Genomic DNA, 17,401 nt, shown 5'->3' with positions numbered 1-17,401 from the left:
ATGACCGACACTCCACAATCCGAACTGAGATTTGAAAAAGGGTGCCCGGACTGCGCCCGGCGCGAAGCGGATCTCCCGGACCCGTTGCCGACGTTGGGGGACGACTTCGACTGGGCGGTGCGCGACTACGACGGTTTCCGCATGTTCATGATGGAGGAACTGGCGGCGCGTTTTCCGGATCGTTCGCGCTGGACTCCCGCCGACATGGAGGTGGTGATCGTCGAAGTGCTCGCGGCCACGCTCGATCAACTGTCGGACACGCTCGACCGAATCACCCTCGAAGGTTACCTCGAGACGGCACGTCGGCCGGAGTCGGTGCGCCGTCTGTTGAAACTCATCGGATACGACGCGGTGGCGCTGGCATGGGACAAGCTGGAGCCGCAGGACACCACCGGCATGACGCCACAGGAAATCGAACTGGCCAAAACCCGTAGCCTGGAGAGAAGCTGGCGCGAGCGGCCGCAGTTGATGGAATGGGCCCGGCAGGCAGGGCCGCCTTCCCTTCACACCCAGCACCGCATGGTGACGCTGGAAGACTACGCCTTTAGGCTGGAAGCGCATCCGCTGGTTCTGCGCGCGCACGCCTGGGCGCAGTGGGGGGGCTCGTGGAACGTGGTTCACGTTGCGGTCATCGGCTGGGACAACCGCCAGCTCGACGATTCCATCGGCGACCTGCTGTACGGTCCGCCGGGTGAGGAATTGTTCACCGATCTCGGCCGTGAGGTGCAACGCTTTCACACCCAGCGCACCCGCGATGGATTGCCTGACGAAGCGGCGACGGACATCACTTTGCGTACCTTACTGCACCGGTTTGTCGATGCCTACCGCATGGCCGGGCAGGAGGTGATTTTGCAGGACATCCAGCCCATCGGCATCAGCATGGCGTTTTCCATCACCGTGCGTCCGGAATTTTTCCAGTCGGAGGTGCGACGGGCCGTCGAGCAGGTGCTGGGCCGCGGACCGCAGGGATTCTTCCGGCCCGGTCGTTTGAGTTTCGGGGAAGACCTGCACGCGAGTGACGTGGTGCAGGCGGTGATGAAGGTGGAAGGCGTGGAGAACGTCTGCCTCAACCGGTTCAAGCGTGTGGGTGGCGGCTTTCCGGATCAGTCCACTTCCGGCCACATCATTCTGTCCGGGTTGCAGATCGCAGTCTGCGACAACGATGCTGCGCATCCCGAACGTGGGTATTACACGATGAAGTTGTATGGAGGGCGCAAGGGATGAGTGGGCGTCACGATCTCACACGCTGGAACCGCGCGGGACTCAGCCGTTTTCGTTACGTGGACGGCAACGCCATCACGTTCCTCGAAACCCTGCGCGAACAGTTGTGGCAACGGTTTCGCGATCCGGCAGGAGAAAAGGACCGGTGGCCGGACCTCAACCGGCAGACCATTCCGCAGGAAGGGCAGGAGGATGAGTATCGGTGGGACCTGCTCCCGCGCCGCCAACCCATTTTAGAAAACGAAGCCTCCGTGGATCGGCAGGAGCGCATCCTGCGGCAATACCGCGAACAGCGGCCGGATTACGGATGGGAGGTCACCCGCGCACTGGCACGGTCGGTTCACGTGTTGACCGAACACATCGACGCGTACGCCAACGAAGGGTATCTGCAAACGGCGACGCAATGGGAAAACGTCCGGCGGCTGGTGAACCTTCTGGATTACCACCCGGCGCCGCCCGCCTCGGCGCAGACCACGCTGATCCTGTTTGCGAAGGAAAACAAAAGCGGTGTTGTGCCTGCCGGATTCCAGGTGAAGAACCAGCCGACCGAAACCAATCCGATGGTGATCTTCGAAAATGCGGAAGCATTGGAAATCGATTCCGTCCTGAACGCGATGAAGCTCAAGGACTGGGATGTGTCCATCGACACCTTCCGCGATCTCGGTACCACCGGGGTGGCGCGCCTTTCGGACCGGCGAGCGGATGCGGTGCAGGGCATGGGACCGGCATATTACGAGGATCTCAAACAACGCGCGTATCCCCCCGCGGAGTTTCCCGAACCCGATCCCAATAACGAACAGTATCCGTTGACGCTGGAGCGGCTGGCGCAGATGGAAGTGGACAACGATGAAATCCGTTTTCGCGAACTCATCACCAAAGCCCGCATGCTGACGCAGTTTGAACTGGATACGGAAATGTGGTCGGCCCTCCTGAACCGCACACTGCTCGATCTGGTCAACGCAAAGGAATCGGACTTGGCGGAGCTGTCGGGTCAAACGAAGTATGTAGTGGCGATATTGCAGGAGGAATTGCGCCGCGTGCAGATCGCGCTCGACGAACCGGTGTTCACCGCGCTCACGTTGTCGGAACTGGGCGGGGCAGGTTTGGCGGTAGCCGAACCGGTGGCGGTGTGGATCGCGGACAAAACGCAGAACGTGGAGGCGGGCCAGTGGGCTCTGATTGTATCCAATACCCAGCCATTCTACGCCGCTGTGGTTCGAGTCGATTCGGTCGATGAAACCACGCGCGCGGTTGAACTGCAACCGGTGGCGCACCAGAAGGACTGGCGCGACTGGGTGATCGCCGAAACGGTGCTCCACATCCGGCCGAAGTTCCGCCGTGCGGCGTGGCTGAACGGACCCGGCGTCCTGCGTCTCGGTTCGGGGAATGGGTTGTCGGTGGATGATGTGGTGGCGTGGGAAGCGGGTGGCGAGTGGCGGTTTGCCAAGGTGCTGGACGCCGATGCGCAATCGGTGCGCTTGTCGGGAGATATCTTTCCGGCGGAAGGCACGGAGGTGTATCACGCAGTGTCGATTCAGCGTGACGGCGAACTTCGATTCCCGGTGGATCACCGCATTGCGCTCTACATCGATACCAATGCAATTTACCGACCGCTCCAACACGCTCTCGATCTGTTGAATAAAACCTGGTCCGACATGCTGGTGGAATCTAAAGATGGTGACCAGTATTACGAATTGATCTTCCCCTGGATGAACGAACTGTTTGTGGTGATGGATTCCGTTTCACCTGCCGGCACCGTAGAGACGGTGCCGGCAGGTGAATTTGCGTTCAACGGCAACGGAGACGATTTTGAAATCGGCGACTGGTTGATCGGCGAGTATGCCGGTATCGGCGGCGGCCCCCGTTTTTACCCGGTGCAGGTTTTGCAGAAAGAGGATTCTACGGATCATTTCACGCTTCGCCTCACCCCGGCGCACCATTCCGGCCTCACGTTTCCGGCACAGGCTCCCCTGCGCGCTGTACGGGGTCCGTTTCGCGACGTCATCCTGCCGACCGGGTACGGTCCCAATCCGAACCCCGTTTCCGGTGCGACGATCCGTCTCGATTCCCGCACTACGGGTGCTTTTCCCGAACTCCTGGCCAAGGGGCGGCGGGTGATGCTGAAAATGGAGCGGGGCGAAAACAAAAGCCCGGCGTTGCATGCGGCTACGATTTTAAAAGTGGATCCCGCTCTCTACGAACTCACGCTCGATACTCCCATCGTCGCCGCGTCGGGGTTCACCGTCGGGCGCACCGAGGTGCACGGCAATGTCGGTGTGTGGTCGCACGGGGAGACCAAACCCGAACGCGTACTGGGCAGCGGCAATGCCACGGTCACGCACCAGCATTTTGAATTGAAAGTGACCGACGTGACTTTTGTTCCTGACGCGACGCATCCCTTCGGCGTGCGCGCCGATGTGGAGGTGAAGGTGGGCAATCAGGTCTGGCAACAGCAGGCGACGCTCACTGCTTCCCATCCCGAAGACCCGCATTACAGCGTGCGCACTACCGAGGACGGTCATTTACTGATCGGGTTCGGTGACGGCATCAAGGGACGCCGTCTGCCTACCGGCACCAACAACGTGCGTATCCGGTTTCGCCAGGGTACAGGTTCGAACGGCAACCAGGCGGCGGGTTCGGTGGTCAAGCCGGTCAAACCGCATCCCGCGTTGAAGCAGGTTCACCAACCACAAGCGGCGAGCGGGGGCAACGAACGTGAGAGCATCGAGTCGCTCCGCAGCAACGCGCCGTCGAGTGTGCTGACATTGGAACGCGCGGTGTCGGAAACCGATTTCTCGCATTTGGCCATGCGTCACAGCAGTGTGTGGCAGGCGCGTGCGTGGTTCCGCACCACGGGTTACCGCAGGCAGGAAAGCGTCGAAGTGGTGGTGGTGCCCGCCAACGGCATCCGCTCCCCGCAGGTGGAACGGGACATTTCGGAGTTCATCAAGTCGCACACCCTTCCGGGCGTGCGCATTGAGTTGAGCCACTTCGAGTCTGTATTGTTTCCTCTCACTGTCACCCTGCGCGTCAAAACAGATCAGTATGACAAAGACCAGGTCATGAAGTCGGTGCGGAACGCCCTGGAGCAGGCATTGGTTCTGAAGCAACGCCGCCTGGGAGAACCGCTCTACCGGAGCGCGGTATTCCAGATCGTGGAGGCGGTGGAAGGTGTGGAAAACTCGACTGTCGAACTGGGTGACCCGGTATACGCGGAAGATGCAACGAGCACCGTGCGACAGGTGGCGCGTGCGGCGGATGGATCCATCCGCGTCATCCGTCCCGCCCTCAACCAGGTATTGCACATGGAAGCGGCGAGCACCCTGTTGACCCTGCGCGTGGAGGAATACCTCGTATGACCACGACGACCCGAAAAGAAAACGGACAGCGACTGTTCGATCTGTTGCCCGCAGTGTACCGCACCAACGACAACAGCGACCACAACCTGAATCAGGGACGGCGGGAGCGTTACAACGGCGACCTTGGGCTGTATCTCGACGCCTGCGGGGAATTGCTCGATCAGGTGCAACACACGCTGGAGCAAAGGCTGGCCGACCTGTTCCCCGACAACCCGCTGGAAGCCGACCGGCTGGCTTGCCAGGAATGGTTGCTTCCTTATTTTGCGAAACTGCTCGATGTCCGCCTGGTGTCGCCGCACGCGCGTGGTCGGCGTGAGGAAGTGGCGAACGCGGTGAGTTGGCGTCAGCGTAAAGGCACGTTGCGGGTTGCGGAATTGTTGGCGGAAGCGGTCGGGCAAATGGAGGTCGAGCTGCAGGAAGGCTGGAAACGCGTCGCCACCACCCCGCGCATCGACAAACCGCGTCTGCGCGCCACCGCTCTCGGCTACAGCGGCGTTTTGGACGAGGAACACTACCAGAAGTTTCCACAGGTCATCAGCCGGCATCCCGCATTGCCCGCGGTGACGGTGGACTTCCGCCATCCTTCCGGTGCCCGGCAGACGGAAGCGCACAACCCCGCCGCGCGTGTGAGCAAATTCAGCGGACAGCCGGTGCCGTGGCGCCCGGTCAGCCTGCACGGGGGGCCCTGCCATGCCGATTCTTATGAAGACGTGTCGCGGCGCACCGTGGACATGCGGTCGCCCGACTGGAAACGCGGGCATTACCATCCCAAACGCATGTTGTTTTACTATCCGCCGCCTGCGGGATTTTTCGACAAGCCGGTTCAGTCCTTCAAGTGGGCGGACCACGCAGACTTTCTGGAAGTCACTGAATATTACGAAGGTGGCAATAAAGTGATCGAGTTTATGCGAAAGGAAGTGGAGGGCGTCAACGGGGATGTGTGGCAGGTGGAGGATGCGGTCACCCTGACCGAACCTGCCGTGTACCGTTTTTCCGATCTGCAGTTTGTCGATACGCTCACCATCGAAAATGGGTTTCTGGAAATGGAACGCTGTACGGTTAAGGAATTAACAGGTGAACGGGAAGATCTTGTGAACCCCGTGCTCACCGTGCGCGACGGATTGCTGGAAAACGTCACCGCAAATAAAGGACTGGTGCAATTGGAATACACAACGGTATTGAAGGTGGCAAAGGTTGGAAAGCTCCAGGCCAGTGACTCCATTTTTATCCAACCCATTCAATTCACTATCCCCGCGGCGTCCGTTCCCGGAAAACATTGCATCCGGTTCAGCCGATTGCAGCCGGGGCAGTCGATGGATGGCGTGACCGCATTCAAGAACACCCGCGACACGGTTCACCTGTTCTCCAGTTCTTATGGTGAGCGCGGATGCGGCGTCTTACACCCCGCCACGCCTGACACCGTCACAACAGGGGCGGAGGAGGGTGGCGAGATGGGTGCGTACCATCATCAGTTTCTGGTCCGGCAGAGACAGGCCATGCTGGACAAGTTGCAGGATTACATTCCGGTCGGCATGCAGGCGGCGTTGATCCCCGATCCGCGCCTCCTTGTGGTGCCGCCGAACGACACCAACGGAGACGAGACCGAATCATGAAGACCCAGATTTCCCGAAACTCGCGAGTGCCTTCGAACCGGTATTCCGGGGTGTATCAACAGCAGGGCCGCATGCTCACCGACGCCGACTGGAACGAGTTGAGCGACCTGGTGAAGGAACGCCTGCACCAGGCGTTGACCGACGTGCTGGGCAGTGGTGTTCCGAAAGATCGCGGCATGATCGAACTGAAGGACAAAGACCGCGAGGTTGATTCCATGCGCTGGGGCCGTGTGTTTGTGAACGGCATTCCCGCCGAGGTGCGTCCGCGCGTGGAGGAGGGCGAAGCTCCGCCGGAGTCATTTGAGTTCGACAAGCAGGCCGACCTGCCACCGGGGAACAACGATGCGTTGATCACCCCCCCTGCCACCGGTGAGTACTGGCTTTACGTGGATGTGTGGGACCGGACGGTCACGTCGCTGGAGGACGGTCAACTGCGCGACCCCGCTTTGCAGGGGGCGGACACCTGCACGCGCACGCAAACCATGGCGCAGATCAAATGGGCGGAGAGTGCGGCAGACATCGAAGCGCTTCCGCAAAAAGGCAACGCGCCCTTGTCTCTCATTCTACGCCAGGGCCGGACGGAACCCGACCCCTGTGATCCCTGTGCGGAAGAGGTCAACCTCGACATGGAAATCGGCAACTACCTGTTCCGTGTCGAAGTTCATGACGCCGAATACAACAACGCGGGACGGTTGTTGAACCTGACGCTCAAATGGTCCAGCGAAAACGGCGCGGAGCAGTACGAAGTTCAGGAAGCCGACACCGATTATCCGCCCGGGTTCCTCGATTACGGGAAATGGACGTACGAATTTTTCAGCGGCGCGGACGCGTTGTTCGCAAGCGAAAAACACCTCGGCGTGTTTCTGCAGAGAAACAATGATTATCCGTTGCGTGGACCGCTGGTGCAGGGTAATGCCCCGGAAGGCGAGGAGGAACCGTTCTCTTTGATTCGTCGCTGGGATGGCTACTGCACGCTCAGCCGATCCAACCCGTCACAGAACTGGACGGTGGAAGGTGCCGACCGCATCTCTCCGCTTTCCACCGCGAGCGGCGAGGACGCTCCGGGTCACGTGGATGTGGACGACACCCTGATGATCGGGCTCAGCGCGCTGGATCTCGAAGTTGCATTGCGGGTGAAGGATGAAAGCGGCACCGAACGCGATGCGGTTTTCGTCCCCGGTGATTTCTGGTACGCGCCGGTTCGGGAACGCGTGCACATGGCGGGCGATGTCATTCTGCCCGCTCAGGAGCCCGAGGGAATCCGGCATCACTATTTGAAGCTGGCGAAAATCGTCGATGGCAATGTGGTGACCGAGGACACGGTGTGGAACGGACCCGGCGCCGATGGAGAACATCCGCGCAAGTTCCCCTTTCCACGTCTGTCCGAACTCGATGCGCAGGACGTCGGTTACACGCCTGCATGCGACGACCCGGAAGGGACGCCGGACCTGAAATCGTTCCTGCAAAATAAATTGGGTGCGGATTGGCCGGGATTGAACGGCCGCGAGGCCTCGGTGAGGGATGTGCTCGACGCGCTGCTTTGCGATATGAACGCGGCGCACCTGCCCCTCGATGTGGATGACACCGAAAACTGCCTGCTCACGCGCGATGAAAACCTGGAGACGGTGCAGCAGGCGCTCAACCGCCTGTGCGAACGCATCCGCGATCTGACAGCTGAGGATATCGCGTTCACCCTGCCGGAATGCGCCGAGCCCAGTCTCAAGACCTGCCTGGAGGACCTGGTCGAACCCAAGTGGAAACCGGAAAACCCGGGTGAACCCACGGATGTGGCGAAGGTGCTGGAAACCCTGCTCTGCCAACTCAACGCGCGGCACCTGCCGATGGACCCCACCGACAGCCAGTTGTGCCATGAGTTGAAGGAAGACAAAACAGTACAGGATGCATTGAACACGCTTTGCCTCATGCGGCGTCAGGGATGCGTCACCCTGTCGCTCGATCCCGCGGATGGCGACATCGCGCAGGTGATCGAAACCCAGGTTCAAAACGACCCGGCCATCACCGACGTGCACGTGTGCCTGCGTACCGGCGAGTTTCGCATCAACAAGCCGGTTTTACTGAAGGACAAAGGCCATATCAAGATCAGCGGTGCGGGCAAGGGGACGCGCATCGTTTTGGGCCAGGGCGAGAAGGTTTTGGAGTTCGAAGGGTGCAAAAGCGTGATCGTCGAAGACGTGCATCTGGAAAGTGAAACGCTGTCGACGGGACTCCACGGGCGCAACGGTTTGCTACATGCGTTGAACTGCGGCCCAGTGCAGGCGGAGCGGGTTTCTTTCAAGACCGCTGCGGGAGTGCGCACCAAGGCGACGGGAGTCACCGTGCGCATGGATGACTCCGCCACCGCAGCTCAAATGAAAAACGCCCGCGCGCGCATTCGGGAATGCGAGTTCAACGTCGGCCACCTGCAACAGGGAATTTTACTCATCAACATGAAACGATCCATGGTCGAAGACAACGTCCTGCGTGTGGTCCCGAAACCAAAAAACCTCACCTTCGACACTCTGGTGAACAACAAGGCGCGACGGAACAAGCTGGTCAATCGCCTGATCTCGAATTTCAAGATCGACAAGACCGGCGTGACCGGTGCCTCCAAGGGTGACGAAAAAACGTTTCACATTGCCCAGGGCGGCAAGACTTATAAGGTGACCATGAAGTCCTCGGTTCCGGAAAATCAGTGGACCGCCTACTTCAAGAACAATCCACCCAAGGACGCAGACATGAAGGATGAGGTGTCATTTGAAGCGTACCTTGAAGAACAGATTAATAATGTAGTGGATAATCCGGATAAATTGCCGTCTTACAAATCCCAGTCCAACCGCATGAGATCCATCTTCGAAGCGCAGGGTACCATGGATGTGTACAACGGTCCGGGAATGAAAGCTGCGCGCCGCAACATGCTGGCAGGAGAAACGAAAGTCGAGGCTGCGGAATCCAAAGAAACCACGTCTTACCAGGTGGCATTGAAAGTGGGAAGCCTGGAGGCACGTTTTGATTCCGAGTTGCCCACCGACGTCTGGAAGCGGGTGTTGCAGGATGTGCCTTCCGCAAAGAGAACGGAATCCAAACTGGAAGGCGCGTTGCGCGCGCAGGCGGAAAAGCTGATCGTTGATGCGGCCTATCGGGACAAATTTGCGGAGGCGAAGGCCTGGTGGGAAAAATTGCGCACGGAGAGCAATCCGGCGGTTGCCGTGCAGGGAATCGTCTGCGCCGGGCACCAGGCGGAGGAGGTGCGCATCCACAACAATTCGCTGGAAGGCGTCAATGAGGGCATTCACGTCGGCACCAGCGCGAACCAGAAGAACCCGAACCGGGTTTACCACAGCGGCACCGTTTTCATTTCCGGAAACGTCATGAGCCTGCGCCGACCTGTGGAGCAGGCGGTGGGGGTCTCCGGAATTTTCGTCGGCAACTGCCGTCACCTGACGATCGAGAACAACCGCATCAAGGTCCCCACGTTCAAGAAAACGAAATCGCAGCCGTTTCACCACAACTGGGGCGTTCTGATTTTCGGTTACCTGGGCCGCATGGTGGTGGTGCGCCAGAACCGCACCCAGCATTGCCGGACCGGCGTCGGTGTGTTCGCCCGGCCGCAATCCGAGTCGGGCAACATGTGGGTGGCGGAGTACAATCTGGCAGAAGGCGCGAACATTGTGGTCAACGCACCGGACTTCATCAAGTCGAACAATATTTCTTGAATGGCGGTCATGGTTTGCTATAATTCGTTTTGCCACATTGATAATTTGGTGGGTCATCCGGAATTAATAAAAGAGCCGGCGATCCGGGGTTCGAGTCCCCAGTGGCGAATTAGGACACTATTGGAAGCGGGGCTATTGAAGGCCCGCTTCTTTTTTTTGTCCTGGACCCGGCAAGCCCTCGCTCCTCCCTTCCCTTATTCATTCCCTTCCGGTCCTTTTTGCACTTCGCATGATTTTGCGTTTACGCACTCTTTTAAGGAGGGTGTGTGATGGAAACGACGAAAGCACCTGTCCGTAAAAAATCGGCCACGTCCTCCTCGAAAAAAAACGCCTCTATCGAGTACAACCCGGCTGCCGCGGCACAGAAAAAAAGTCTGCGCCGTGCCCTGAAAGGCGAGGCCGGAGGCAACGCCGTTCCTGTCGGTCCCGTATCCGACAAGTACGAACAGGAAGCCGACCGCGTGGCCGATTCGGTCATGTGCATGCCCGATCCGGCGGTGCGTTCGATGAACCCTGACGCAGGGCCCCCTTCCCAGGTACAGCGTAGCGAAACGCCCTCTGCATCCTCTGAAGAAATGAAAGAAGAGCCGCAACCGGAGGTTCCCCAACCTGAAGAGGAAAAGAAAGACTCCGAGGTTCTCAAGAAAAGCGTTCTCCAGCGCACAGCAACAGAAGACCCCTCCATACCTGACGAAAAGCCGGATGAAAAGGAGATGGATGAGACCGAAGCCCGCGTACAGCGACAGGAAGCGGAAAGCGGCGGGGGGCAGGAGCAAGCGGGCCAAGCGGAAGGAGCGGGCAGTGAAGAGGAAATTGCTCAACAGGAAGCGCAAGGGGAAGCCGGGGAACCGGTGAGCGAGGAGGAACCGGAAGCCTGGCCGGAACCGGAACCGGGAGAGGTGGAGTCGATCGAAAAGGTGCAGCGCAAAAGCAACGGCGGCGGAATGACGCATGTGGCGGATCCGGGCACCAATGCGCGTATTCAATCGCCCAGCGGGGGTCGCCCGTTGTCCCCGGGATTGCGGTCGTTTGTCGAGCCGCGACTCAACCAGGATTTCTCCAACGTTCGGGTGCACGACTCCCAGCAGGACCGGGAAGACGCGTCTTCTTTGCAGGCGCGGGCCTTCACCTATGGCAACCATATCTGGGTCGGCAAAAACGAAAGTGCTGACGACCGCCGGTTGATGACACACGAACTGGTGCACGTGGTGCAACAGGGCGGCGGAGTGAAACGCAAACTGGCTCCCGAAATTTCGAAAGCTCCGAAACGGGTGCAGGGCGGCTGGTGGGACGATCTCAAATCGGCCGGGAGTGCGCTGGTGGAAGCTGTGGCCGATCCCGCCGAAGCTTTGCGCAAAGCCAAGGATGCGTTGCTCAGCAAGGCATCGGAGTTCGTGCAGGAAGTGCCCGGATTCAAACTGCTCACCGTCATCCTCGGCAAGAACCCGATCACCGACAAAACGGTGGACCGCAACGCCAACAACCTGATCGAAGGTTTTCTCGAATTCGTGCCCGGCGGCACAAAGATGTTCCAAAACCTGAAGGAATCCGGCGCCCTGCAAAAAGCCTACGACTGGTTGCAGGAGCAGTTGAAAAAACTCAACCTCGGCTGGTCCGTCATCAAGGGACTGTTCCACAAGGCATGGGACGCGGTCAGCCTGTCCGACATCGCCAATCCTTTCGGCATATTCGATAAATTGAAACGGATCTTCATGCCGCCTCTGATCCGCATCAAGAACTTCGCGGTGGCGGTGGGCGAGAAGATCATCGAATTCGTTTTTGAAGGGGCGATGAAGCTGGCCGGGCCGCTGGCGCAGAAAGTAATTGGAGTTTTCAAGCAGGGCAAGGACGTGTTCTCCACCATCATCAATGATCCCGTTCAGTTCCTCAAAAACCTACTTTCTTCGGTGAAAGGCGGTTTCGGCCAGTTCAAGGACAACATCGTCGAGCATCTTAAAAAAGGGTTGTTCGGCTGGCTGTTCGGCGCGCTGGAAGGCGCGGGACTGACCCTTCCCAAAAAGTTCGACCTCAAGGGAATCCTGTCCATCACCCTGCAAGTGCTTGGCCTGACGTACGCCCGCGTGCGCACCAAGCTGGTGAAGGTGATCGGGGAAAAACGGGTGACCTACATCGAAAAGGCCATCGAGGTAGTAAAGATCCTGGTCACCGAAGGCCTCGCGGGGGTGTGGAAAAAACTGCTGGGCTGGATCGGGTCGTTGAAAGAAATCGTCATCGCCCAGATCCGCAACTGGGTCATCACGCAAATCGTCAAGGCCGCCGTAAAAAAACTGGTCTCGCTGTTCAGTCCCGTCGGCGCCATCATCCAGGCCATCCTCACCACGTACGACGTGATCGTGTTTTTCATCGAGCGCATCAAGCAGATCATCGCGGTGGTGGAATCGATCTTTCAGTCCATCGGCAAAATCGCCCGAGGTCAGTTGGGCGAGGCCAAGAACTTTGTTGAGCAGACTCTGAGCCGAACCGTTCCGGTGGTGATCAGCTTTCTCGCCAGCTTTGCCGGGCTGGGCGGTATCTCGAAAAAGATCCAGGCCATCATCAAGTCCATTCAGAAGAAAGTGGACACGGCCATCGGCAAACTGGTCAACTTCATCGTGGGCAAGGCGAAGGCGCTGTTCGGCAAGGCCAAGGCGGCCGCTGGAAAAGTGAAGCAGTGGTGGAGCGAGCGCAAGACCTTCACCGTCGGAAAGAAAAAGCATTCCATGTTTTTTGAAGGTGCGGACATCATGGTGCAGAGCGAGAAGAAGTCGCTCGGCAAGTTCCTCAAGGACGCCAAAACCCAGCTGGACCAGTTGCAGGCCGGCCAGAAGGGAGCGGACAAGGACGACCTGGGTCGCCTGTCCAAAATCTACGGCAAGGCCGATCTCCTGTACGCGCAGTTGAAAAGCGCCCGCGACAAGACCATGAGTGCCGCGCGCAAGGGAGAGGGCGACGCGCCCACCCAGGATGAAGAAAAGAAGTACACGGAATTGCGGGATGCCGTGGCCACACTCATGGCGACTTTGAGCAGTGAGGGTGGTTCCACCGCCGAGCCGACGAAGGTCCAGTACGGCGGACTCGAACACGGCCAGATCGGGAAAAGTGCGACTGCCAACCCACTCAGCATCAAGGGGGAAGCGGGAAGCGAACCCACCTCCGCCGTCAACACGGACATCTGGAACGCGGTCAGCCAGCGCAAGGAAAACGGCCGTAGTTTTTACATCCGGGGCCACCTGTTGAACGCGCGCCTGCACGGACCCGGCGATAAAAAGGAGAACATCACCCCGATCACCGAACCGGCCAACAAGAAACATTCCCGGGAAGCCGAGGAAAAAGTGAAGGACGTGGTGTGGAACCGGAAAGGCGATAAGGGGACGGACGAAAACTCCGAAGGCGTGGCCGTGTATTACAAGGTGACGGCGGTGTACGACGGCGGCAACAAATCCACCGCCGACAAACTCATCAAGCAGGTGGACACCACCGACAAATACAATTCGCAGGCCGGGCGCGATGCGGCGAAACACATTCTGGAGAACGAAAAGAAACTCCCCACCTCGCTCAAGGTGGAAGCTCACCGTCTGGACGACAACAAAACCCCGATCAAAGTCACCGCCAGCATACCGAGCAAGATGCCGGATGCGCTTCCCGGGGTCGAAAGCGCCCGCCCCACGCCGGTGAACCTGAGCACCGACGATGCCGCCACCATCCACGCCAACACCGACATCGGCATGGCCAAAGCCAAGCTGATCGTCGCGTCGCGCGCCGCGGACGGGTATCTGTGGTGGGAATCCAAATCCGCCGCCGATGGAGGTGCGACGGACGGAAAGCACACCGCCATCGAATCGATTCCCGGTATCGGATCCAAGACGATTGAGAAACTTAAAAGCATGCCGTGGGTCAAGCTTCGGAAATGAGTTTCCGGTTCGTTCCCAACATTTTTCACCTGTCATTCCCTTTGAGCATCCCTAAAATTTTCCTGAAAAAACGCAAGTTATGAAATGAAGTTTGACGTGCGGAGCCAAAACGCAGGGCCTATATTGAACAGTGTAGGCAGGAGGCTTTGCGTATGGACCGGTATGAAGAACAAATCACCCGGTACGTCACCGGGCTGACCTACGACCGCCTGTCGGAGCACGCTCTCTCCTGTGCCAAGGAGCGCTGGCTGGACAGCCTGGCCACTGCGTGGGCGGCGTACGATGCGCCTCCGGCCGTGGGCATGCGCCGCTTCGCCACCTCGGCCACAGCCATTCCCGGAGCGACGGTGCTGGGCACCGCTCACAAAGCCCCGATGGATTACGCCGCCCTTCATTTGGCGACATTGATCCGCGCCCTCGACTGGAACGACACCTACCTCAACCGCGAACCCGCTCACCCCAGCGACAACCTGGGCGCGGTGCTGGCCGTAACCGAAGCGGAAGGACGAAGCGGGCAGGACCTCCTTTTGGCCACCATCCTCACCTACGAATTGCACTGTCGGTTGTGCGATGCGGCGGCGCTTCGGCGCAAGGGCTGGGATCACGTTACCTACGGGTCCATTTCTTCCACCGCTGCCGCAGCGAAACTGATTGGTTTGACAGTGGAACAGACCCGCGACGCCATCGCCATCGCTATCACCACGGGGAATTATTTGAGGCAGACGCGTATCGGCACCATCTCGCAATGGAAAGCTGCGGCATTCGCGCAGGCGTCCCAGAACGGGGTGCGTGCGGCACTGTACGCGAAGCATGGACTCACCGGACCCAGCGATATATTCACCGGCAAGCACGGATTCATCAACCAGATCACGCAGGGGGAATTCGACCTGGCACCGTGTTTTGGCGGGGAGGACCGGGAAGAGTTCAAGATCGTGGACACGTACATCAAATTTTTTCCCGCCGAGTACCATTCGCAAAGCGCCATCTGGGCGGCGTTGGAATTGCGTGAGAACATCGGTGCGGACAGCGTGGCCGGCATCGAGCGCATTCACGTGGAGACCAGTTTTCATTCGTATGAAATCATAGGCAAGGAACCGGAGAAGTGGACGCCCGGAACAAAGGAGACCGCCGACCACAGCCTGCCCTACATCGTGGCGGTGGCGCTCATGGATGGGGATGTCACCCTGGAGCAATTCAATCCCGCGCACCTGGAGGACGCGGCTCTTCAATCGCTGGTCCAAAAGGTGACGGTTTCCGAAAACAAACATTTCACGGATATGTATGGGAAGTCGTTCCCCAACAAAGTCACGGTCACGATGAAAGACGGCAAGGTGTTCGAGCAGGAGGTGCTCGACCCGAAAGGGCATCCCAACAATCCGCTCAAACCGAAGGAACTTGAGAAAAAGTTTCGCGAAGCGGCCGGGCCGTGGCTGAGTGCCCATCAGCAGGACCGTGTGGTGGAGATGGTGTGGCGCATGGACGAGCTGGATAACCTGGAACCATTGATGCAAGCCATGGTGTTGCCATGAAACCCCGCGCTTCGTTTCGAAACCTGCTGGCCGGTTCCAAAAAACCGCTGGTCCTGCCCGGCGTTTACAACGCCTTCACCGCCAAGCAGGCGGAGGCCATGAAGTTTTCCGGGTTGTACCTGTCCGGTGCAGCCCTTTCGAACAGCCTGGGGGTGCCGGACGATGGGACTCTCGGGCTTGATGAGTTCGTCTGGCTGGGTCGATGGATCGTGCAGGCGGTGGACCTCCCTGTATTGTGCGATGCAGACACGGGGTTTGCTGATGTCGAAGTGACGGTCCGCCGTTACATCGAAACCGGGTTCGCCGGAATCCAGATCGAAGACCAGGTGTTTCCCAAACGGTGTGGTCACCTTCAGGGGAAAGAAGTTGTGCCAATCAATGAGATGGTATCCAGATTGAAACAGGCGGTGGCGGTGCGAAATGGACTGGCCCCCGATTTTCTCATTGTGGCCCGTACCGATGCCCGTGGCGCAGCCAATGTGGACATCGCTTGTCAACTTGACGAATGCATCGAACGCGGCAACCGATACCGCGAGGCCGGAGCGGATGTGATCTTCCCCGAAGCGCTGAAAGATGGAGATGAGTTTGTCCGCGTTCGAAAGGAATTGGCGGGACCGCTTCTGGCAAATATGACCGAGTTCGGCCAGACACCGCTCATGGGCGCCCGCGAGTTCGCCAGAATGGGATACGATTTCGTCATTTTTCCCGTATCCCTGTTCCGTTTTCATGCCGGATGCACTAAAGGGTTTTTCTCGACGTTATCCAAAGAGGGCAGCCAGAAAAACAGGCTGTCCGAAATGATGAACCGGAAAGAAATCAATGGAATCCTTAATTATGAGCCCTAATACCGAAGTGCTGAATACAGTAGACAACGGATTGGACGGAGTTCCGGTCTGCGCCTCCGACATTTCCCTGACCACGGTTGACAAAGACGGCAATCCCGTTCTCCTTTACCGGGGGTATAGCATTTACGATCTCATCCGGGGTTCTTTTGAGGAGACGGTGTACCTGATTCTTTATGGAGCCCTGCCCAACCGGGACGAGTTGGATGCGTTTGAGTATGAATTGAACGGTTGTGGGCACCTGAACGAAAAGATTATCGAGCATCTCAGATCGTATCCGGAAAACGTGAACATGATGGACATGCTCATGACCGCCCTGTCTTTTGCACGCATGTGGGATGCCGATTATGCCAACTCCTTGTGGCAGACTCCGAAAATGGATGAAGAGCTGGCCCGCCTGCTATTGAACGCAGGCGTCCGGCTGGGGGCGAAGATCCCCATGCTCATGACGGCGGGCTGGCAAATCCGAAACGGTCTGGATCCGATCGCGCCGGACCCGCATATGTCATTTGCCGGAAACATCCTGCGTATGCTGGGTATCCGTGAAGAGCCGGAACTGGTGGATGCGCTCAACACCATCCTGATCCTGTATCTGGATCATACGATCAACTGCTCGACGTTTACTGCGCTCGTGGTCGAGTCTTCAATGACGGATCCCTACACCCCGCTCATTGCCGCGGGTGCGCCGCTCAAAGGCGTACGGCATGGTGGAGCAAATGAGTTGGCGGCAATGATGTTTGAGGAGATCGGCACACCGGATCGCGCGGCGCCCTACATTGCGAACAAACTGAAGAGTGGGGAATTGGTATTTGGTTTTGGGCACCGCCTGCCGCACTACAAGCACAAGAAAGAATCGCGGGTCACCATTGCGGAACGGATCGGCCGTCCCCTGGCGCAAAAAAAGGGGATGAACCACCTTTTTGAAATCTACGACATCATCAGCCGCATCATGCTGAAGGAAAAAGACCGCGCTCCCAATGCAGACCTGCCTATCTGCCTTCTGCTCAAACTCCTGGGCATTCCGCGGGAACTGAACACACCGATTTTCCAGGCCAGTCGCCACTTTGGATGGCTCGCCAATATTCTCCGCCAACGTCGGGCGAAGGGACCGTTGTTTCGTCCCACGCAGGAATACACCGGCCCCGGTGTTGATGAGATGCGAACGTACGTGCCCTTGGAGAAACGGTGATTCCTTTTACTTTGCATTCAGCAG

8 protein-coding genes are annotated in these 17,401 nt (G+C 58.6%); all 8 read left to right on the top strand.

The window, feature by feature from the left end:
* Entirely contained in the window at window positions 1-1,224 is a 1,224-nt protein-coding gene (locus ACTRW9_RS02285) for a hypothetical protein (protein ID WP_442428147.1), read from the top strand.
* Window positions 1,221-4,580, top strand: coding sequence for a hypothetical protein (locus ACTRW9_RS02280; RefSeq protein ID WP_442428146.1), 3,360 nt, complete (start codon window positions 1,221-1,223; stop codon window positions 4,578-4,580). The genes ACTRW9_RS02285 and ACTRW9_RS02280 overlap by 4 nt, the downstream gene beginning before the upstream one ends.
* Window positions 4,577-6,193, top strand: a complete 1,617-nt coding sequence (locus ACTRW9_RS02275; protein ID WP_442428145.1) for a phage tail protein — start codon at window positions 4,577-4,579, stop codon at window positions 6,191-6,193. The genes ACTRW9_RS02280 and ACTRW9_RS02275 overlap by 4 nt, the downstream gene beginning before the upstream one ends.
* Window positions 6,190-9,906 (top strand): DUF6519 domain-containing protein, encoded by a 3,717-nt coding sequence (locus tag ACTRW9_RS02270; RefSeq protein WP_442428144.1) that lies wholly within the window; start codon window positions 6,190-6,192, stop codon window positions 9,904-9,906. The genes ACTRW9_RS02275 and ACTRW9_RS02270 overlap by 4 nt, the downstream gene beginning before the upstream one ends.
* Window positions 9,907-10,175: 269 nt before the next feature.
* Window positions 10,176-13,817 (top strand): eCIS core domain-containing protein, encoded by a 3,642-nt coding sequence (locus ACTRW9_RS02265; protein ID WP_442428143.1) that lies wholly within the window; start codon window positions 10,176-10,178, stop codon window positions 13,815-13,817.
* 152 nt (window positions 13,818-13,969) lie between these two features.
* The gene (locus ACTRW9_RS02260) at window positions 13,970-15,346 is read left to right on the top strand and encodes an MmgE/PrpD family protein (RefSeq protein WP_442428142.1); all 1,377 of its coding nucleotides are present in this window, start codon (window positions 13,970-13,972) and stop codon (window positions 15,344-15,346) included.
* Window positions 15,343-16,191, top strand: a complete 849-nt coding sequence (locus ACTRW9_RS02255) for an isocitrate lyase/PEP mutase family protein (protein ID WP_442428141.1) — start codon at window positions 15,343-15,345, stop codon at window positions 16,189-16,191. The genes ACTRW9_RS02260 and ACTRW9_RS02255 overlap by 4 nt, the downstream gene beginning before the upstream one ends.
* Window positions 16,181-17,377 carry a citrate/2-methylcitrate synthase gene (locus tag ACTRW9_RS02250; protein ID WP_442428140.1) on the top strand — a complete coding sequence of 399 codons (1,197 nt, stop codon included), beginning with the start codon at window positions 16,181-16,183 and terminating at the stop codon, window positions 17,375-17,377. Before ACTRW9_RS02255 ends, ACTRW9_RS02250 begins: the two co-directional genes overlap by 11 nt.
* The last annotated feature ends 24 nt before the right edge of the window (window positions 17,378-17,401 follow it).

The sequence above is a fragment of the Nitrospina sp. 32_T5 genome (genome assembly GCF_052156635.1).
Taxonomy (GTDB): domain Bacteria; phylum Nitrospinota; class Nitrospinia; order Nitrospinales; family Nitrospinaceae; genus Nitrospina.
Note: the sequence above shows the minus strand (reverse complement) of the source record. Positions and strands in the feature narration are given on the sequence as shown.

Coding starts and splice junctions, on each gene's coding strand:
- ACTRW9_RS02285 (WP_442428147.1), top strand. CDS start 1: ATGACCGACACTCCACAATCCGAACTGAGATTTGAAAAAGGGTGCCCG.
- ACTRW9_RS02280 (WP_442428146.1), top strand. CDS start 1,221: ATGAGTGGGCGTCACGATCTCACACGCTGGAACCGCGCGGGACTCAGC.
- ACTRW9_RS02275 (WP_442428145.1), top strand. CDS start 4,577: ATGACCACGACGACCCGAAAAGAAAACGGACAGCGACTGTTCGATCTG.
- ACTRW9_RS02270 (WP_442428144.1), top strand. CDS start 6,190: ATGAAGACCCAGATTTCCCGAAACTCGCGAGTGCCTTCGAACCGGTAT.
- ACTRW9_RS02265 (WP_442428143.1), top strand. CDS start 10,176: ATGGAAACGACGAAAGCACCTGTCCGTAAAAAATCGGCCACGTCCTCC.
- ACTRW9_RS02260 (WP_442428142.1), top strand. CDS start 13,970: ATGGACCGGTATGAAGAACAAATCACCCGGTACGTCACCGGGCTGACC.
- ACTRW9_RS02255 (WP_442428141.1), top strand. CDS start 15,343: ATGAAACCCCGCGCTTCGTTTCGAAACCTGCTGGCCGGTTCCAAAAAA.
- ACTRW9_RS02250 (WP_442428140.1), top strand. CDS start 16,181: ATGAGCCCTAATACCGAAGTGCTGAATACAGTAGACAACGGATTGGAC.